19 protein-coding genes and 1 riboswitch are annotated in these 17891 nt (G+C 62.5%); of the genes, 10 read left to right on the top strand and 9 right to left on the bottom strand.

Annotation, left to right across the window (positions count from 1 at the left end; all coding sequences use genetic code 11):
- Window positions 1-56 precede the first annotated feature (56 nt).
- The 4 genes from OIU93_RS07460 (at window position 57) to OIU93_RS07445 (ending at window position 3868) form a co-directional block, all read left to right on the top strand.
- On the top strand, window positions 57-707 hold the full coding sequence (locus OIU93_RS07460) for a TetR family transcriptional regulator (RefSeq protein WP_264269462.1): 651 nt from the start codon (window positions 57-59) through the stop codon (window positions 705-707).
- Complete coding sequence (locus OIU93_RS07455) at window positions 707-1669, top strand: ABC transporter ATP-binding protein (RefSeq protein ID WP_264269461.1); 963 nt, start codon at window positions 707-709, stop codon at window positions 1667-1669. Before OIU93_RS07460 ends, OIU93_RS07455 begins: the two co-directional genes overlap by 1 nt.
- Entirely contained in the window at window positions 1666-2472 is an 807-nt protein-coding gene (locus OIU93_RS07450) for an ABC transporter permease (RefSeq protein ID WP_264269460.1), read from the top strand. The genes OIU93_RS07455 and OIU93_RS07450 overlap by 4 nt, the downstream gene beginning before the upstream one ends.
- A gap of 151 nt (window positions 2473-2623) precedes the next feature.
- On the top strand, window positions 2624-3868 hold the full coding sequence (locus tag OIU93_RS07445) for an MFS transporter (RefSeq protein ID WP_264269459.1): 1245 nt from the start codon (window positions 2624-2626) through the stop codon (window positions 3866-3868).
- Window positions 3869-3892: 24 nt separating this feature from the next.
- Here the strand turns inward: OIU93_RS07445 and OIU93_RS07440 are convergent, their stop codons facing one another.
- Together OIU93_RS07440 and OIU93_RS07435 are read right to left on the bottom strand one after the other, a co-directional pair.
- Window positions 3893-5452, bottom strand: coding sequence for an amino acid permease (locus OIU93_RS07440; protein ID WP_264269458.1), 1560 nt, complete (start codon window positions 5450-5452; stop codon window positions 3893-3895).
- 586 nt (window positions 5453-6038) lie between these two features.
- Entirely contained in the window at window positions 6039-6908 is an 870-nt protein-coding gene (locus OIU93_RS07435; RefSeq protein ID WP_264269457.1) for a bifunctional UDP-sugar hydrolase/5'-nucleotidase, read from the bottom strand.
- 139 nt (window positions 6909-7047) lie between these two features.
- Between OIU93_RS07435 and OIU93_RS07430 the strand changes: the two genes are divergently transcribed.
- On the top strand, window positions 7048-7182 hold the full coding sequence (locus OIU93_RS07430) for a hypothetical protein (RefSeq protein WP_264269456.1): 135 nt from the start codon (window positions 7048-7050) through the stop codon (window positions 7180-7182).
- Window positions 7183-7524: 342 nt separating this feature from the next.
- Here the strand turns inward: OIU93_RS07430 and OIU93_RS07425 are convergent, their stop codons facing one another.
- Window positions 7525-7785, bottom strand: a complete 261-nt coding sequence (locus OIU93_RS07425) for a hypothetical protein (RefSeq protein ID WP_264269455.1) — start codon at window positions 7783-7785, stop codon at window positions 7525-7527.
- Between the two features lie 181 nt (window positions 7786-7966).
- Between OIU93_RS07425 and OIU93_RS07420 the strand changes: the two genes are divergently transcribed.
- Complete coding sequence (locus OIU93_RS07420; protein ID WP_264269454.1) at window positions 7967-8209, top strand: toxin-antitoxin system YwqK family antitoxin; 243 nt, start codon at window positions 7967-7969, stop codon at window positions 8207-8209.
- Between the two features lie 96 nt (window positions 8210-8305).
- Here the strand turns inward: OIU93_RS07420 and OIU93_RS07415 are convergent, their stop codons facing one another.
- Window positions 8306-8851 (bottom strand): OsmC family protein, encoded by a 546-nt coding sequence (locus OIU93_RS07415; RefSeq protein WP_264269453.1) that lies wholly within the window; start codon window positions 8849-8851, stop codon window positions 8306-8308.
- A gap of 39 nt (window positions 8852-8890) precedes the next feature.
- Window positions 8891-9009: riboswitch (SAM riboswitch) on the bottom strand.
- 356 nt (window positions 9010-9365) lie between these two features.
- A complete protein-coding gene (locus tag OIU93_RS07410; protein WP_264269452.1) occupies window positions 9366-9869 on the bottom strand; it encodes a MarR family winged helix-turn-helix transcriptional regulator in 504 nt (167 codons plus the stop codon).
- Between the two features lie 277 nt (window positions 9870-10146).
- Here OIU93_RS07410 and OIU93_RS07405 point away from each other — a divergent pair, with 277 nt between their 5' ends.
- From OIU93_RS07405 to OIU93_RS07395, 3 genes are all read left to right on the top strand, one after another.
- Window positions 10147-10578, top strand: a complete 432-nt coding sequence (locus tag OIU93_RS07405; protein WP_264269451.1) for a VOC family protein — start codon at window positions 10147-10149, stop codon at window positions 10576-10578.
- A 183-nt stretch (window positions 10579-10761) separates the two neighbouring features.
- Window positions 10762-12132 carry an FAD-dependent oxidoreductase gene (locus tag OIU93_RS07400; RefSeq protein WP_264269450.1) on the top strand — a complete coding sequence of 457 codons (1371 nt, stop codon included), beginning with the start codon at window positions 10762-10764 and terminating at the stop codon, window positions 12130-12132.
- A gap of 65 nt (window positions 12133-12197) precedes the next feature.
- Window positions 12198-12590 (top strand): hypothetical protein, encoded by a 393-nt coding sequence (locus OIU93_RS07395; protein ID WP_264269449.1) that lies wholly within the window; start codon window positions 12198-12200, stop codon window positions 12588-12590.
- On the opposite strand, the gene OIU93_RS07390 is transcribed toward OIU93_RS07395, so the two are convergent.
- The 4 genes from OIU93_RS07390 to OIU93_RS07375 all read right to left on the bottom strand — a co-directional run bounded on the left by OIU93_RS07390 (window position 12587) and on the right by OIU93_RS07375 (window position 16968).
- Window positions 12587-13711: a sorbosone dehydrogenase family protein gene (locus OIU93_RS07390; protein WP_264269448.1), complete on the bottom strand. Its 1125-nt coding sequence runs from the start codon at window positions 13709-13711 to the stop codon at window positions 12587-12589. The two genes, OIU93_RS07395 and OIU93_RS07390, sit on opposite strands and share 4 nt — an antisense overlap.
- Before the next feature lie 138 nt (window positions 13712-13849).
- Entirely contained in the window at window positions 13850-14749 is a 900-nt protein-coding gene (locus tag OIU93_RS07385) for a glycine betaine ABC transporter substrate-binding protein (RefSeq protein ID WP_264269447.1), read from the bottom strand.
- Between the two features lie 54 nt (window positions 14750-14803).
- Window positions 14804-15652: a proline/glycine betaine ABC transporter permease gene (locus OIU93_RS07380; protein WP_264269446.1), complete on the bottom strand. Its 849-nt coding sequence runs from the start codon at window positions 15650-15652 to the stop codon at window positions 14804-14806.
- Window positions 15652-16968 (bottom strand): glycine betaine/L-proline ABC transporter ATP-binding protein, encoded by a 1317-nt coding sequence (locus OIU93_RS07375; protein WP_264269445.1) that lies wholly within the window; start codon window positions 16966-16968, stop codon window positions 15652-15654. The genes OIU93_RS07380 and OIU93_RS07375 overlap by 1 nt, the downstream gene beginning before the upstream one ends.
- A 530-nt stretch (window positions 16969-17498) precedes the next feature.
- Between OIU93_RS07375 and OIU93_RS07370 the strand changes: the two genes are divergently transcribed.
- Window positions 17499-17837 (top strand): non-heme iron oxygenase ferredoxin subunit, encoded by a 339-nt coding sequence (locus OIU93_RS07370; protein WP_264269444.1) that lies wholly within the window; start codon window positions 17499-17501, stop codon window positions 17835-17837.
- Window positions 17838-17891 lie beyond the last annotated feature (54 nt).

Here is a 17891-nt window from a genome sequence, read left to right as displayed (position 1 = left end):
CAGATAGGTACTTTCGCCCCTTACGTAAGCCTGAACGTTTGTTTAGTATCTTAAACATGCGTTCAGATATCGAGGATTTCACGACGAGTTCCAAGATCCGAGACGCGGCCATCGAACTCTTTGGCCGCAATGGTTTCGCGCAAACCACGATCCGCGATATCGCCTCCGCCGCCAATGTCAGCCCCGGGCTAGTCATTCACCACTTCGCCTCCAAGGCAGGCCTGCGGGAAGCCTGCGACAGACGTGTCCTCGGGATCAGCTCGCAGCTAACCGTGGAAAAGGCTGATGTCGACGCCCTGCAGAAAATGATGGGCGAATACCTCAGCCACCCCGAGAAGTACAGGGCAGAGACTGCGTACATCCGCCAAGCCATCATTGACGAATCGGCCTTGGGAGACGCGTTCTTTGGTGCGCTCGTATCAATGACCGAGGACATGCTCGATGCCGGCATCAAGGGCGGAAGTATTCGTGAACTCGAGGACCCGCGGGCGACGGCAGTCGTGCTGGCCAGCAACTCCATGGGCATGCTGGTGCTCGGCCGACATGTGGCGCGAAGCCTCGGACATGATGCATATGGCGTAGACACCATAAACCGCATCGGCATCCCCACCATGGACCTCTACACGCATCCGTTGTATACGGACGAACGCTTCCTGAACGCAGCAAGGGCCGTCATTGCCATCTCCGACAAATCCAGGGAGAGATAGTGGAGCCTGTTATTGAAGTCACGGGTCTCAGCAAGAAATTCGGTGGCAAGGAGGTGCTGCACGGCGTCGACTTCAATGTGCCGACAGGCAGCATCTTTGGGGTCATCGGGCCCAACGGCGCGGGCAAGACTACGATCATGCGATGCCTGCTTGACGTCATCCGCCCTAGTTCCGGGACCCTAAGGGTATTGGGGCAGAACCCTACCCGGGGCGGCCCCGCATTGCGGCGACGGATCGGCTACCTGCCCGGCGAACTGATTCTGGAAGGCCGCACCACGGGACGCCGGATCCTGGAACACTTTGCGGCGGTCAGCGGCCCGGTCAGGCAGGGGATGGTGGATTCATTGGCCGAACGCCTGGACCTGGATTTGGACAACCAGGCCCGGAGGCTCTCCAAGGGAAACAAGCAAAAGCTTGGACTCGTCCAGGCCTTCATGCATGAGCCGGAGCTCTTGGTGCTCGATGAACCCACCAGTGGCCTGGATCCGCTGAGGCAACAGGAATTCCTGGCGCTCATTCGTGAGGCCAAGGACAACGGCCAAACCGTGTTCCTGTCCTCGCACGTGCTCAGCGAAATCCAACAGGCGGCAGATGAAGTGGCGATCCTGCGTGAAGGATCGATCGTCACGGTCTCCACCGTTGACCACCTCCGCGAAAGCGCCATCCGCCACGTGCGTGTGCTCTTTCCGGGTGATGACATACAAAGTGCACGCGCTCGCTGCGCTGAGATTCCCGGGATCAGCAACCTTGAAGTCCGGCAGGCCCATGACGGAAGCGACAGTCCAGTCATCGAGGGACGGGCCAGCATCGAAGGTCCCGTGGAACCACTGGTTCAGGCGCTTTCCAAGACTAGGTTCCTCGATCTGGTGATCGAGGAACCTGACCTGGAGGAATCCGTGCTCAAAATGTACTCCGCGGATCCCGCGGACAAAACTCCCACACGGCGTGGGGGAAGCAAATGAAACCCCAAGGTTTCCCGTTGCTGCGCAAGTTGCTGGCGGAGTCATGGCGTTCCACCTTGGGATGGTCGTTTGGTTTGCTGGCTGTGATGTTGATGTACCTGCCGTTGTACCCGAGCATTGGCGGAAGTCCTCAGATGCGCGACCTCTTGGCTGCCTTGCCCCAGGAAATGATCAAGGCGCTGAACTATGAGCAGATTTCCTCGGGCCCCGGCTACGCCCAAGCCACGTTCTTTGGGCTCACCGGATTCCTGCTCATGTCCATTGCCTCCATATCCTGGGGAGCCGATGCAATAGGGGGCGACGAGGAAGCGGGGCTTCTGGAACTCACGCTTGCCCACGGGGTGACCCGCACCCAGGTGGTGTTGGAGCGAGCAGCCGCGTTGGCACTTCGAATACTGGTACTTGCGGCCTTGGTGCTGGTAGTTGTTCTGGTGTTGAATGCTCCCGCGCAATTGGGAATCGATACGGCAAATGTGTTCGCCGGCGTCCTCATGTTTGCGCTCGTGGCACTTTTGAGCGGAACCGGTGCCTTGGTCGCCGGCGCACTGACCGGGCGCAAGGTTTTTGGTGTTGCCACGGGCACAGCGATTGCCGTGATTGGCTACGTTTTCAACGCGTTGGGAAACCAGAGCCAGGACCTGCAATGGCTCCACAACTTTTCCCCCTATTACTGGGCCTACGGCCAAGCGCCCCTGCTGAGCGGGGTGCCCTGGGCGGCTGTTGCCGGTTTGGGCGGGCTGAGCCTTCTGTTCATCGTCACGAGCGTGGTGGCCTTGCGGCAACGCGACGTGGGCACGTCCTAATGGCCAGCCAAAGGCCTGGAACTGGTGCCCGTAGCAGTCCCTGCGTGGATGAAGGCAGGCACGCCCACAATTTCCGTCGTGTCGACGTGGTGTGAGCAACGTTGCCCCCGGTTCGCGACCTCCCGAAGGACTTGCCCAGTACTCTGTGAGCATGCCCAAGAAGGATAAACCAGCAGCAGACGACCACGGATCGGGACCGATGCCACGGTCGACGTCCCGTGGATTCATGGTGCTGTCGTTGCTTGCCGTGATCCTGGTCGGGCTGAACCTCCGGGCGGGAATCACCAGCGCCTCCCCGCTCTTTCTCGACCTGCAGGAATTCCTGGGCTACGGTCCGTTCGTGGTGGCGCTGCTACCGTCAATCCCCACCCTGGTATTTGCCGTGGCCGGTATGGCGACGGTGAGGCTGACCCGGAAGCTCGGTCTGTCCGGAACGATCCTGTTGGCCCTCTGCGTTCTTGGTGCGGGGCTGGGGCTCAGGGCATTGCCGACCACCTGGGCCCTGCTGGCCGGAACGGTGGCAGCCATGTGTGGCATCGCGCTGTGCAATGTGGCCATGCCGTCCTTTATCCGCGAGAACTTTGCGGATAGGACCTCGATGATGACCGGGATGTATACGATCACCATGTCGGTAGGTGCCACTGCGGCCTCGGCATTGAGCGTCCCCCTGGCGTTGGCGGCCGGATCGCCCACACTCGGCCTGTCCACCTGGGGCTTTCTTGCGCTTGCAGCGGTGCTTGCGTTCCTGCCCTTCATGGTCATGGCCCGCTCCGAGCGTGCGGCAACTCCGTCGCCGTCGAGCGTCAGCCCGCTCTCGCTTATCCGCACCCGGCGTGGTGTGGTCATCACCGGGCTCTTCACTGTCCAGGCGCTCATGGCCTACGCCATGATGAGCTGGCTGCCCAGCATCTTGATCTCCCGGTCAATGTCACCGGCGGACGCCGGGATCATCCTCGGAATGCTGCAGGCGGTCACGATCCCGGCAACCATGCTTTCCCTCTGGCTCGTCAACAAGTACGGCATGCTTCGCGGGGCCTTCATCATGTGTTCGGTCATGGTTGCCGCCGGTCTGGCAGGCATGGTGTGGCTGCCGCTGTCTTTGGCCTGGCTGTGCGCCGTGGCCATGGGCGTCGGGTTCTCGGTGTTCCCGCTGGTGCTGCTGGTGATCTCATACAGCGGGGACACCTCCGAGGAAACCACCGCGATGAGCACCCTGGCCCAATCGGTCGGGTACCTGGTGGCCACCAGCGGACCGTTCGGCATGGGGCTGTTGTACTCGCTCAGCGGTGACTGGACCCTGCCGTTGCTGCTGCTGATTCTCGTGGCCGGAACCCAGCTCTGGCTCGGCGTGGTGGCCAGCGGCTATCGTCGGGGAACCCCGCAGCGCGTGCAGTAGGTTCCCCGACGATAGCTGGTCGGGCTAGGTCTTGGCGGCGAGCTCGTCTTCGACGTCCTGGGGCGCAGCCAAGTCCATCTCAAGCAACGGCACGACCCTTGACTTGGTGACGAACCGGTGGACGAGCCACAAGCCCAGGAAGATCGGAAGACCGATGTAGGAGGAGAGCACCTCCATGCCGCGTCCGGCAGCCACTGCCTCGTAGTTCTGCCCGGCAATCACCAGGATCAGTACGGCGAATGCCAGCAGTGGACCGATGGGGAAGAACAACGCCCGGTATGGCAGATCGCTGACCTTGTTCCCCTGGGCCAAGAACCCTCGCCTGAACCGGTAGTGCGAGATGGCAATCCCGGCCCAGACGATAAATCCACACAGGCCCGAGACGTTGAGCAGCCAGGCATAGGCGGCTCCTTGGCCGACGATGGCGGACAGGAATCCGAAGAGTCCCACCGCAGCGGTGGCCAGCAGCGCCGGCATAGGGACGCCGCGCGAGTCGGTGCGGCCAAAGATCTTGGGGGCCTTGCCGTCGTGGGCCATGGAGTAGAGCATGCGGGTCGAGGCATATAGCCCGGAGTTGCCCGCCGAAAGAATTGCGGTGAGGATGACAGCGTTCATGAGCGACGCGGCAAACGCGATGCCTGCACGCTCAAAGACCAAGGTGAATGGCGAGGATGCGACATCGGCTTCGCCGGATGCCAGAAGGCTTGGATCCGCGAAGGGGATCAGGCAGCCGATGATGAAGATGGCGCCGATGTAGAAGATCATGATGCGCCAAAATACGTTGCGGATTGCCCGGGGCACTTCGCGCCGGGGGTTTTTTGCCTCGCCGGCGGCCACGCCGACCAGCTCGGTGCCCTGGAAGGAGAAACCGGCGATCATGAAGACGGAGATGATCGAAACCCATCCTCCGTGGAATACATCCTCGCGGTTCTGCCAATTGCTGAGCCCTGGGGAATTCTCCCCAAGGATGCCGATGATCATGAGCACTCCGGCGATCAGGAACACCACCACGGCGGCGACCTTGATCAGCGAAAGCCAGAATTCACTTTCGGCGAAGGACTTGGCCGAGAGCGCGTTGAGCGCCGTCAGTACGACAAGGAAAATGCCGGCCCAGATCCAGCCCGGGACACCTGGCAGCCAGAAGTCCATGATGATCCCGGCTGCGACGAGCTCCGCGGCCACGGTGATGGCCCAGTTGAACCAGTAGTTCCAGCCGATCGCGAACCCGAAGGAAGGGGAGACGAAGCGCGTGGCAAAGGTCTGGAAGGAGCCGGCGACAGGGATCTTGGCCGCCATCTCGCCCAGGGACTGCATCAGCAGGAACACCATCAGGCCAACCAGGGCGTAGGCGACCAATGCACCGCCCGGGCCGGCCTGGGAAATGGTGCCGCCGGAAGCAACGAAGAGCCCGGTGCCAATCGCACCGCCGATGGCGATCATCTGCAGATGACGGCTGCTTAGCCCTCGCTTGAGTTCGTTGTTGGGCTTGCCGGGGTCAATGCCGATCCCTGGCGCGGGGGAGGATTCCCGTTGCGCCGTTGCATGGGGCTTGGGTTCTACGGAAGTTCTGCTCATGGGTGTCATGCAACACCACCAAGGGGCTTCAATGCGACCCGGCTCACAATCGTCTCGATACCCCGCGCCCGGCCAGCGCCGGCTGCTGAACCGCTGGTGTCAGGACGTTCCGCGGTAAAAGCCATCAGGCGTGATGTTTTTGATGCCGTGGGACAGTAGCGGAGGAGAAGCAATGGCGCGAACCGGTGGTCGTGAGCCATAGATGATGGAATGCGTGAACTTACTCTAGCGTGTCCCAAGACACAGCGTTGCTGATGCACTTATGGCTTCCCGGCGGATGGTCTAACTGGATCAAGACCATGCCACAGTCGTTGACCTGGAGTCTGTCGGACTCTGATGTGCCGGCCTTGGTCGTTGGCCGAAGGCCCCTGGACTCAATGACGGCACCACTTTTGAAGATGTGAAATCGTCTTATTATGACGCGAAAGTGTCACAAAGGAGGAATCGGGATCCTTCAGGGACGAACTCAGGGTCGAAGGGGCGGGTCGTTGCGCCCTGCCGGTGCGGCCGCTTGGCGTGAGGTGCCCTGCCCAACCGGTTGCACGCAAAAGCGACCTCCCGCGGTGAAGAAGGAAGGTCTCTTGGGCGGCCCGGTCTACTGGGCGATTTGTGCTCGGCCCAACGGCGCCGGATCCACCAACGGGTCGGACTGGAAATATTCGATGCCAGCCACCAAATCGATCTGGCCCGAATCGGCCACGTTGGTCCCCTCGGCGAAAGTGAAGACGTTGTCTCCACCCGGAGCCAAGAACGAGTTGGTGACAATGCGGAAGGCCTCGTCGTAGGCGATCGGTTCTCCTTGGTAACTCATCGATAAGGTGTGAGCCCCGCGCGCCGCATTCGGGCCATAGGTGTAGCTGAAGCCCTCGGAGGTGCCCAGGTGGAGTTTTGGACGGCTGGAGCCCTCAGGCTGCCACTGCTCCTCGAGCACCGACTTGATCTGTGCGCCGCTCAGGTCCATGGTGAACAACGTGTTGCCAAAGGGCTGGACCGAAGCTGCGTCCTTGTAGGTGACGGTGCCGTCGGTACCAAAGAGCATATCGGCGCGCAATCGGCCGGGGTTCATGAACGCGATCTGTGCGGGGACGCCTCCGAAGTCCCCGTTGGAGGTCGCCCAGAGGTGCACGTCCGCCACTAGGTTGCCCAGCGTGGATTCGACGCCGCGGTCCGAGCCGTTGGAGCCGCCGCGCAGGATGCTGGCGCTGATGTTTCCGATCTTCTGGGCACCCACGACCTCGGCCTCCGCGCTGGCCGCCTCAACGATCCTGGTGATCTCGGGAATCGCCTCGAGGCGCGGTACGGTAGTGCCGTCCGAGGCGATGGCGGTCAGCGAGATGAGCACGCCCTCGCTTCCGGTCACCTGCTTGTGCTTTTTGGAGACGGTGAGTTTCAGGGTGTCCAGCGTGGTCCCGTACTGGTGCGCCTGCAGCACCGGGCGTTGGAGTCCCGGGGCCCAGCCATCCACCGGGTAGGCGCAGGAGTATCCGACATGGGTGTGGCCGGACAGGATGGCATCGATCTCGGGGGGATGCGCCGCGGAGCAGATCGCCGTAGGTGGTGTCCTCGGTGCCGATCGAGGCGCAGTTGCTGCTGGAGGAACCCTCGTGGGTCAGCAGCACCAGCACATCGGCCTCGCCAATGGAGTCTTCGCCGTCGGTCAACTGCCCGGCGACCCGGTTGGCGGCCTCGAGCTGGTCACCGAAGTCGAGACCGGAAATGCCTGCAGGGGTCGCCGGTGACGCGGTTTGGTCGGTCACGGTGCCGATCAGGCCGACGGTCACGCCTTTGAGTTTCTTCAGGGAATACTCTTTCAGTGCCGGGGTCTTGGTTCCCTTCAGGTACAAGTTGGCACCCAGCGCGTGGTCTGCGCCGGCCGTCGCGTCACCGTTGCCGTAGCGCGGGATGACCCGGTCAACCAGGTCGGTGAAGCCGCGGTCGAATTCATGGTTTCCGACCGCCGAGGCATCCAGTCCGGCTGCGACCAGTGCGTCGATGGTGGGGTTGTCCTGCGGCGAGAAGGACGTGAACGTGGAGGCTCCGATGTTGTCGCCGGCCGAGACAAAGAGCGTGTTGCGGTTTCTTTACTTGTAGTCCTTCACAGCACCGGCGAGCACGGCGGCCCCGGCTTCGGCGTCGTTGGCCTCGATGCGGCCGTGGAAGTCGTTGATGCCCACCAGCTCGATGGTGCTTGTTGGCTTGTTGTCCTGCCAGTTGCCCTGGCCACGTGAATTCGGGTCGGCGGGCTGGGCCTGCGCCGGGCCGGCGATGGCAGCCGAGGCCAGGAGTGTCAATGCTGCGGCAGCGGCCAATGAATTGAGTCGCAAGGGATGTTTCTCGGACACGTTGGTTCTCCCTCAGGAAGGGTGGCGGGTTGAGGTGTCCACGTCCACGTGAACCGGCGGGGAACACGTGAGGCCGATCCTACCCACCGGTAGGGCACAGTCCAAGGGTTGTTGCACGCGGCTTGCCATGCTGCAGCGACGTGTCTTCGCCGCCCCGGGTCACCTATGGCACCATGAAGCCATGACCGGTAGCGACGCGGAGAAAGCCCCTGAACTAAAATCCTTTGAGAAGCTGCACAAGGACGGCAGCCTATGGGCGCGCGGGTTCACCCTGGAGGGGGAAATCCATGGGGATTGGGAATGGTTCAGGATTGACGGCACGCTGATGCGTTCCGGGAGCCTGGATCGCGGTCGCCAGGTGGGGATCTGGACCACCTACGACAAATCCGGCATCCCGTACAAGGACACCGACTACGGCGAGTAGTTTTTGCCGAAGCGCGTACGTCCCGGGAAACAAAAAACCGTGGGCCGGTGCCTGTCCCCTCGAACGGCACCAACCCACGGTCGGTTCATGGCGGCGCTAGCCGGCAGTGACCAGTTCCACGCTGACTGGCGTGGGGTTGCTGAAGATATCCAGCACCGGGCACCGGGCATCGACGGTTGCCTGAAGCTCTTCATAGCGTTCGCGCGTCTCCGGGCCGTCGATCTTGACCGTCAGGCGCACCTCGCCGAAGCCCGGGCGGACGGTCTCCTCGACGCCGAAGAGGCCTCGCACATCCAGGCCTGCCTCTGCGTTGATTTCCAGCGAGTCGATCTTGATGCCCAGCTGGTGTGCGTAGAGGCGGTAGACCACGACTTGGCAGGAAATCAACGCGCCGAGCGCGAACTCGACCGGGCTGGCGGCGGCGTCGTCACCGGCCAACCCCTCGGGCTCGTCGACAATGAAGCGATGCTTGCCGGCCGTGATTTCGCTGGCTACCGAACCGGTGGACACGCCGCTGGCCTTGAAGGTCAGCGCCGCGCTGGCCGGGTTGGCGGCAATGCGCTCGCCCCAGGCGGTGCCGGCCGCGGTGAGCTTTTCGGCGCGAATGGAATCCAGGGTGCTGTCAATCAGGGTTTCGGACATGGGAAACGATCCTTTCCTAGCTGGCGCATGCCTTGCACAACGCCATACTTACGCCGATCCGATTGGGCGGCGTCGAATCTTCACCTGGCGCACCCCGCTATGACGAAGGGGGTTGCGATCCAATCGGCCAGGGCCGTGAATGATTGGAACTCGTGATTCTGTTTACGAGTCTTGCCGATTCCGCGGTGGCTGCGCAAAGGGAGACCTTAACAAATCTTCACGGTGAATCGGTCGTTTCGTCGAACAAGTGCCTGTCCGGCCCAGCGAATTTCCCATTGCGGCGAATCGATGGCCGCAGTTGATGCTGTGCGGCGAAGAATCCGTTGTGGCCGTTTGGGACGACTTTGAAGCTTGGGCGATCGGCGCGGTGCCGCACGCCAGCTCGGGAAGCGGCATTAGCGAAGGACCCCGAAGCCCGCAGAGCGGCACGGCGGAGCACATGTGCCTGCAGACGCCATCGGCTCCGGCCCTGGCAAGTGAGGGACCGGAACCGATGGTTTGTTGGTGCGGGGGATCAGCTTTCGCGTTGCGAGGCGTCGTTGGCGTTCAGCTTCGACAGCAGGTCGGCGAAGCGCTTGATTTCCTCGGCGTCCCAGGAGACGAGCCGGTTCCGGAGCAATTGGCGGGACGCTGCACTGGAGGCCAGATATCCGACACGTGCGCTGTCGGTGATGCTGACCAGCATGGCCCGGCCATCGTTCGGATCCGGGACACGGGTGACCAGTTCCTTGGCTTCGAGCCACTTGATCATCCGGCTCATGGTGGCCTTGTCCACCTGCAGTTCCTCGGCCAGGATGATCTGCTGCTGTGCGTGTTCGCGGGCCAGGATGGAGAGTACCTTGTAGCCCAGCGGCTGAAGTTCCGGATGGATGGCGGCGGCGCGCTTGCGAATGGCCTGGCGCGCCTTGACGACCATGATCGAGAATTCTTTTTCCACGTCCTCGATCAGTGGATCAAGGGTTCCGGAGTCGGCTGCCGGTCCCGGCTCAGGCCGGGAATCGGGGAACGGTGAAGTCATGGGATTCATTTTAGTGGCGATCCGTCGTTTCGACATCTTCGCGACGGTACGTTCGACCTTCGAATGCTGCCACCGCAACCATGGGCAGTGGCGGCAGAAGCCCAGGTGTGGAATACCACTGTTTGCCGCTACCTCATTCCTGACTAAGGGGGGACGTTGCCACAAGGAGAAGCGCTCCGTACGACCACTAAAAGAACTCGGTCCGCGGGGTTCCCGGAACCAATCGTGACGGGCAGAATTGCTAGTTGTTGAACCCCGCCAAACGATGGAGAACACCATGGGCACGATCCTCAACCCGTACATCAGCTTCCGTGACACCGCGCGTGCCGCGCTGGAGTTCTACCAGTCGGTATTTGGCGGTGAACTGGATCTGCGTCCCTTCGCGGACTTCGATTTTGCGAAGACCGGCAATCCCGACGATGACAACAAAGTCATGCATGGACACCTGCGTGCACCAAATGGAATGAACCTGATGGCCGCGGATACGCCCGCCTCCATGGAGTGGAAGGGCGGAACCGCCATATCCGTCACTCTTAGCGGTGACGACAAGGAAGAAATAACAGGCTACTGGGAAAAGCTTAGCGACGGAGCCAAGATCGGCGAACAGCTTGCCGAGGCGCCATGGCGCGACTGGTTCGGCATGCTCACCGACAAATTCGGCGTCGATTGGATGGTCAACATCGCGGGACCGGACACCGCAAGGAAGTAATCGCCGGACCTGCCCGTGAGCGAAGAGCGAAGGCGTCAAGCGGCATGAAGGTGCGTGGGGATCGACCCGATCCGGGCGGGCTCCACGCACCTTTGCGCCGTAGTCTTTCTTGACCGCTTGCGCCGAGGCAGAGAAGACTCGAGCCTAGCCAACACTGCATTTTCGCAGATAGAGGATGGCCCCATGGAACACGATCTCGATCTCATTGTCATTGGTTGGGGCAAGGGCGGAAAGACGCTCGCCGGAACCGTGGCCCGTGCGGGGCAACGCGTGGCAATTGTCGAGGCGTCGGCGGACATGTATGGGGGAACCTGCATCAATATTGGCTGTGTTCCCACCAAGGCCTTGATCCACGACGCGGACATCCGTACCGGGACCGAGTTGGATCCGGACTATTTCGACACCGCGGTGCTGCGCCGGGACAAGCTCACCGCCGCGATGCGGGCCAAGAATTTTTCCATGCTGGACGGCCTGGATTCGGTCATGACCATCACGGGCAAGGCAAGCTTCATCGGCCCGCAACACATCAGGGTCGAGGCCGGGGAAGAAACGCTCGAGCTCGGTGCCAGGCGGATCATCATCAACACCGGTGCCGTGCCCGCGATCCCGGACCTCGACGGGGTGCGCATCGGCGGGCGCATCCACGACTCCACCACGCTGCAGCACGCGCAGCTTCCCAAGTCGCTCGTGGTGGTCGGCGGCGGATACGTCGGGACCGAATTCGCCTCCATGTTCGCGCACTTCGGTTCGAAGGTCATCGTGCTGGACCGCGGGTCACGTGCACTGAAAAAGGAAGACGAAGATGTCGCCGCCGAGGTCCGCGGTTCCCTGGCCGACGTGGGAGTCGATATCCGGGTGGGCGCCAGCGTGCAGCGCATCGGCCAGGACGCGGAGTCCGCGCGGGTGTACTACGAAAAAGACGGAACAACGCAGGAAATCCAGGCCGAGGCCGTGCTCATCGCCCTCGGGCGCACCCCGGCCACCGATGGGTTGAACCTGGAAGCCGCGGGCATCGAGCTCACCGAATCCGGGGCCATCAAAGTGGACGAACGCCTTTCCACCACCGCCGAGGGCGTGTACGCGCTGGGGGACGTCAACGGCGGGCCGCAATTCACCTATGTCTCCCTGGACGACAACCGCGTCGTTGCCGATGCCATCCTGGGATCCGGCAAGCGTTCGACCGCGGACCGCGTCGCGGTTCCCTACACCATCTTCACCACCCCGCCGCTGGCTCGCGTCGGGCTCAGCGAGGACCAGGCACGCTCCCGGGGGCTGGCCATCAAGATCGCAGTCAAAAAGGTCGCCGAGATTGCCGCGATGCCGCGACCCAAGATCGTGGGGGATCCCCGCGGCATCATCAAGTTCGTGGTTGATGCCGACTCCGACCGCATCCTCGGTGCCTCCCTGATGCACGTGGATTCCCAGGAAGTCATCAACCTGGTCGCCTTGGCCATGCGCCAGGGTATCACCTCGGCCACGCTGCGCGACTCGATCTGCACCCACCCTTCCTCCACCGAGGCGTTGAATGAGGTGCTCGGGTCTTTCAACCGTTGATGACCCTGCGGTCACGCGGGGACCCGGATGGTGTGGGTGGCCGTTGCAGACCATAAGATGAGAGCGTGCAAGACCTGCTGAGGAGCCTGGGACCCGCACTCGACCTCATAGGGTGGGTGGCGCTCATTGCCGCGGTCGGATTCTATGCCTTTGCCCTAGCCGAACGCCACCGGGATGCGGGTTGGAAAACCGCCGACTACAGGATCGCCGTGCTCGAGGGGCAGGAATGCCTGGTCTTCCACACCGCCGACGGAACCATCCGCAGCGAACTCCTGGTGCTCGAACGTCCACACCCTCCCGAGGGCGAGGCGCTGGTCTACTACCGGGATGACAAGACCGGATCCTGGCAACTGGAAAAGCCGCGTTCACAGGTGCGCTTCCTCTATTGGACGGCCGCGGCCCTGGCGGCCGGATTCGTCCTCAGCAAGGTCCTGAGCATCATTGCCCACTGGAACTAGCCCAAGGATCCCATCGGCAGGGCGATGATCCGGGATTCGGCCCCCTCGTTGGTGGCCACCCACAATTCCTTGCCCACCACCAGCACATCCCGCAGGCGTCCCTCCTGCCCGGCCAGCATTTCGCGGGCACCGGTGAGGGTGCCACCGGTCGGAGGGCCATCGCCCGGCAACGGCAACACCCAGAGCCGTTCGCCGCGCAGACACGCCACATACGCAACGTCCTCCGCAATGGCCAGGGCGCTGGGTGAGGCGTCGGAGGTCTTCGACCATACATGGACCGGGTCGACGAATCTCGGGTCTCTTGCCACCCCGGTGACCTCTGGCCAACCGTAGTTGCCACCGGCCCGGATCAGGTTCACTTCGTCGTCTTTCTCCGGTCCCAGTTCGCTGATCCACAGTCGATCGGCCGAGTCCCAACCGAGGCCCTGCACATTCCGGTGCCCGATGGAATACACCGGGGAACCGGCAAAGGGGTTGTCTTCCGGAATGCCGCCGTCGGGCTTGATCCGCAGGATCTTGCCGTTGAGGCGTGCCGGGTCCTGCGCCGCCTGGCGATCGGTGGCGTCTCCCGTGCAGATGTAGAGCAAGCCGTCGGGGCCCAGCTTGATGCGACCGCCATTGTGGATGCTCGACCGGGGAATGCCCGTCAGGATGTCTTGGGCAGGACCTACCCTGGCATCCTGCAGCTCGAAGCGCACCACCCGGTTGTCGTTCCCGGTGCCCATGTAGGAGTAAAGCCATTCGATCCCGCCGCTTTCAGTGAAGATCTCCAATCCCAGCAGTCCGGCCTCGCCGCCGGGAACCACCTGGGGCAGGTGGACCAATTCCGTCAGCTTGCCGTCTGGACCAAGGGCCATGATCCTGGCGGTGTCGCGCTCGGAGACCAGGATGCTGCCGTCCTGGCGGGCAACCATCGACCAGGGTGTATCAAGGCCGGAGGCCTTGAGTTTCAGTCCGGACTCGGCCTGGGCGTCGGTGGAACCGGGGGTCGGCGTCGCCGTGCCGATGGGGTTCTCCGCGAAGGAACATCCTGCCAGGGCCGAAATGCCCAGTGCGCAACCCAAGGCAAGGACGGTGCGGCGATCCACGGCGGGGCCGACCGCCGGTCCGTGAGCCTTCATGGCCCGAGTCTAGTGGGAGGAGACCTGTGCACGGAAGCATTCGGGCGTGGCAGCGAAAACGGCCCGGGTTCCCCGGGGACACCGCAGGACCTGCCGGTGTCCCCGGAAAATCCGGGCCGCTGGTTGGGTGGTGCGCGACTACTTCGCAGCCGTCAGCGAATCGACCCATTCCTGGTTTTCGGAGATCCACTTGTCCACGACAGGGGCGTAGTCCTGGGTGTCGGAGTCGTTGAACATGGCGTTTTCCAGGGAGAAGAGCTTCTCGTCATCGATCTTGAAATCCTTCATCCAACCCGCCAGGGTGGGGAAGTCCTCCTTGAAAGTGAGGCTGCCGTAGGTGCTGATGTGCTCGGCGGTGCCCAGCGTGCCCTTGGGGTCCTCAAGGTCCTTGATCGGGAAGGCGTCGTAGGCCCAGTGCGGGCGCCACAGTGTCACCAGGATATCGTCCCCGGCACCGGTGGCCTTCTTCAACTCGGTCAGCATGGCCGGGGTCGAGGAAGTCACGAAGTCCATCCCGTCCAGGCCGTACTGCGGAATCACGCGCTCCTTCGTGGCCTTGGTCAGCCCGGCGCCCGGATCGATGCCCACGATGCGGTTGCCGAACATGTCGGCCTTGCCTTCGAGCTCCTCCAGCGACGTGATGTCCGCGTCTTCGTTCACAGCTACGGTGAGCTTGGCATTTTCGTACCAGGTGCCCAGCTCCTGGATCTTGTCGCCGTACTCTTCGGCCTGGGTTGCGTGGGTCTCCGGCAACCAGACGTCCATGGCCATGTCGAAATCGCCGGTGGAAATACCGGAGAAGACCGGCGCGACGTCGGCGCTGGTCAGCGTTACGTCATAGCCCTTCTCATCCAGGATGCGCTCCCACAGGTGGGACACGGCAAGGCCTTCGTCCCATCCGGCGAAGACGCCGATGGTGATATCCGACTGGTCACCGTTGTCCGGGCCGGCGGACGCGTCGCCGCCGGAACCGCAGGCAGTCAGGGCCAGTGTGGAGGCTGCGGCCACGGCCAGCAGTGATGCGAGTTTTTTCCTCATGGTTCTTGCCTTTCTCGACGGCCCCGGAGTGCGGGGCCGCTTATGGGGGAATGATTACGCTGCAACGTGCTTCTTGGCCTTGCTCAGCGAAGCGGTGACGCGGTCAAGGAAGATCGCAAGGATGACAACGGAAAGACCCGATTCCACGCCCAAGGGGGTGTTCAGGCCGGTCAATGCCGAGTAGACGGCACCGCCGAGGCCGCCGGCGCCAACCATGCCGGCGATGACAACCATGGATAGCGAGAGCATGATGATCTGGTTGATGCCGGCCATGATGGTGGGCATGGCCAGGGGGATCTGGATTTGCCGCAGGATGCGCAGGGGCGAGGCTCCGAAGGCCTGCCCGGCCTCGACGACTTCGCTGTCCACGGAGCGGATGCCCAGTTCGGTGAAGCGGGCCCCCGGTGCCAAAGCAAAGATGATGGTGGCCACGATGCCAGGGACCGGCCCGATGCCCAGCAGGAGCAACACCGGAATCAGGTACACGAAAGCCGGCATGGTCTGCAGAAAGTCCATGACGGGCTTCACGACGGACGACACGGCGGTGGATTTGGCTGCGGCTATGCCCAGCGGGACCGATATGATCACGGCGACGAGGGAGGCAACGAGGACCAGCGCCAGGGAATGCATGGCGTTTTCCCATTGGTCCATGCCGTAGATCAGCAGGAATCCAACGACGCTGCCCAGGGCCAGCTTCCAGCCCTTGAGCCAGAATGCCAGGGCGGTGAGCACGAGGATTATTGCCCAGAACGGCGGGTTCGTGAGGATCCAGTCGAGTCCTGCGTAGAACTGCGCGAAGAAGGCCTTGACGCCGTCGAAAAAGACACCGAGGTTGTCGATGACCCAGTCAAGGGCGGTCTCAGCCCCTTGTCCGACGGGAATCCTGAATAAGTCGTTGGCCATTAGAGAGTGCCTCCCTCTTCACCGGATGGCTCCTGGGTGAAAATTTCTGGTCGTTGGCTTCCGTCGTCGCTTCCCGCGCCCTGTCCCGGGGCCACGGTCTGGATCGCGCTGGTCGAGGAGGGCACGTTGCCCAAGGCGGCCAACAGCGTCGCCCGTGCCACCGCGCCGACCAGCCGGCCTTTTTCATCGACGACAGGCAGGGGAGTGTTGCTTTCCACGGACCGCCCGAACAGGTCGTTGAGTGCGGTTTCGGCGGAAACCGCATCGTCCGCCCGGGTCAGGATCTCGGTCAGGTCCGAGCCGCCCCGGTCGGCCAGGGCCATGACCTCGCGGTCGGTGACGATGCCGCGGAAGTTGCGATTCCGGTCGATGACGAAGGCACCGGAAGTCTGCTGTTCGCGCATGGTCAGCAGGGCGGCGCGTGCGCCACCGCTGACGCTGACCACCGCTCGCGGGTTCTCCATGACGCTTCCTGCCGTGAGCACACGGGTGCGGTCCACATCGCGGACGAAGGATGCCACGTAATCGGTGGCCGGGTGGGTGAGGATTTCATCGGGGGTCCCGATCTGCACGATTTCTCCATCGCGCATCACCGCAATGCGGTCCCCGAGGAACATGGCCTCGTTCAGGTCGTGGGTGATGAAGATGATGGTCTTCCCCAGATCGGCTTGCAGGGCGGCAAGCTGCTCCTGCATGTCGCGGCGGATCAACGGGTCAAGCGCGGAGAAGGCCTCATCCATCAGCAGGATGTCGGTTTCCGAGCACAACGCCCTGGCTAAGCCGACGCGCTGCTGCATGCCGCCGGAGAGCTGTGCGGGGTATTTGTCTCCCCAGCCGGTCAGCCCGACGGTTTCCAACATTTTTGTTGCCTGTTCGGTCCGCTTCTTCTTGTCTACGCCCTGGATCTCCAGGGCGTAGGCGGCGTTTTCCAGTACTGTGCGGTGCGGCAGCAGGGCAAAGTGCTGAAAAACCATGGAAACGCTTTTCTGGCGTACCTGGCGCAGGCGTTTTCCGGAGATCTTGCTGATGTCGGTGTCGCCAACGTGGACAGAGCCGCTGGTCATGGGCAGCAGACCGTTGAGCATGCGGATCAAGGTGGATTTGCCGGACCCCGACAATCCCATGACCACGAAGATCTCGCCCGGCTTGACCTCGAACGAGGCATCGATGACGGCGGCGGTGCCCATGGGGGCGACATCCTTGCGTGACTGCCCCTCGTTAAGGGCCCTTACTGCTTCCTGCGGTTTGCGCCCGAACACCTTGAAGGCATTGGTGACACGTAGGGCCGGTGAAGCCGACCCTGGTGTTGAATTCATGCTGCATTCCATCCACGTGCCGCGCGGGATATCCGGCAACACGATTTGTGCATTCTTGTTCACTTGGCCGCTGCATTCGGCTGGTGAGCCTCGCGCATACGGATGAGACTTGGCCTTCCACGCTAACAGCCCGGTACGGAAAGCAACTAGATATGCCGTGATTTCCGGCCAATTGTTGACCTGGTTTTGGTGCCCTCGCCGCGTAAACCCGCGTCTGGAGCAAAGTTACGACATCGTGATGCCAGTGGCATGGAAAAATTGATTTTCGCTTGTTTTGTGCCCGATCTGTTGTTGAACATTGAAGGTCGATGTCTGCGATTTGTAAATATTACTTGGCCGTTATTTGGCGGAATTCAATGATCCAGTCACGTTGCCGCAGAAACTGGACGGTGGGCCGAATCGGACCCAGGGGCTTCCGCCGGTTCGGAGCGGGGTAAATGCTAAGAGATGATGGAACGACACGATTTTCGTATTCCCACCCTCCCTCGCGGTTCGTGCGGCGGTGGCGGGAGATCCAAGGAGGCACCTTCATGAGCGAAGCCATCAACATCGGTTCCATCGACAGCATCGACGAAGGCGAAGCGATCGTCATTCCGTCAGAGGACAACGGGACCAAGGAAGACATTGCGGTGTTCCATGCCGAGGACGGCAACTTCTACGCCATCAACGATGAATGCACGCACGAGACCGCCTCGCTGGCCGACGGCTGGATCGAAGGCACCGAGGTGGAATGCCCGGTTCACGCGGCCAAGTTTTGCCTCAAGTCGGGTGCGGCGCTTTGCCTGCCGGCTACCGTGGGAGCCCGCACCCACAAGATCGAGGTCAGGGACGGCGAGCTGTTGCTCTACCCTGAAACCCCGGCAGTCTGACCCACGCCCCGGATGAGAAAAGGCGGCGGCCGCTCCAGCCAAGAAGCTGGAGCG

The sequence above is a fragment of the Paeniglutamicibacter sp. ZC-3 genome (assembly GCF_025847175.2).
GTDB classification, from domain to species: Bacteria; Actinomycetota; Actinomycetes; order Actinomycetales; family Micrococcaceae; genus Paeniglutamicibacter; species Paeniglutamicibacter sulfureus.
The sequence above is the reverse complement of the archived record's forward strand: the minus strand, read 5'-3'. Positions and strand labels throughout refer to the sequence as shown.

Bases quoted from the DNA above. Each gene is read 5' to 3' on its own strand.
- OIU93_RS07460 (WP_264269462.1), top strand. From the start codon at position 57: ATGCGTTCAGATATCGAGGATTTCACGACGAGTTCCAAGATCCGAGAC.
- OIU93_RS07450 (WP_264269460.1), top strand. From the start codon at position 1,666: ATGAAACCCCAAGGTTTCCCGTTGCTGCGCAAGTTGCTGGCGGAGTCA.
- OIU93_RS07445 (WP_264269459.1), top strand. From the start codon at position 2,624: ATGCCCAAGAAGGATAAACCAGCAGCAGACGACCACGGATCGGGACCG.
- OIU93_RS07440 (WP_264269458.1), bottom strand. From the start codon at position 5,452: ATGACACCCATGAGCAGAACTTCCGTAGAACCCAAGCCCCATGCAACG.
- OIU93_RS07420 (WP_264269454.1), top strand. From the start codon at position 7,967: ATGACCGGTAGCGACGCGGAGAAAGCCCCTGAACTAAAATCCTTTGAG.
- OIU93_RS07415 (WP_264269453.1), bottom strand. From the start codon at position 8,851: ATGTCCGAAACCCTGATTGACAGCACCCTGGATTCCATTCGCGCCGAA.
- OIU93_RS07410 (WP_264269452.1), bottom strand. From the start codon at position 9,869: ATGACTTCACCGTTCCCCGATTCCCGGCCTGAGCCGGGACCGGCAGCC.
- OIU93_RS07405 (WP_264269451.1), top strand. From the start codon at position 10,147: ATGGGCACGATCCTCAACCCGTACATCAGCTTCCGTGACACCGCGCGT.
- OIU93_RS07400 (WP_264269450.1), top strand. From the start codon at position 10,762: ATGGAACACGATCTCGATCTCATTGTCATTGGTTGGGGCAAGGGCGGA.
- OIU93_RS07390 (WP_264269448.1), bottom strand. From the start codon at position 13,711: ATGAAGGCTCACGGACCGGCGGTCGGCCCCGCCGTGGATCGCCGCACC.
- OIU93_RS07385 (WP_264269447.1), bottom strand. From the start codon at position 14,749: ATGAGGAAAAAACTCGCATCACTGCTGGCCGTGGCCGCAGCCTCCACA.
- OIU93_RS07380 (WP_264269446.1), bottom strand. From the start codon at position 15,652: ATGGCCAACGACTTATTCAGGATTCCCGTCGGACAAGGGGCTGAGACC.
- OIU93_RS07375 (WP_264269445.1), bottom strand. From the start codon at position 16,968: ATGAATTCAACACCAGGGTCGGCTTCACCGGCCCTACGTGTCACCAAT.
- OIU93_RS07370 (WP_264269444.1), top strand. From the start codon at position 17,499: ATGAGCGAAGCCATCAACATCGGTTCCATCGACAGCATCGACGAAGGC.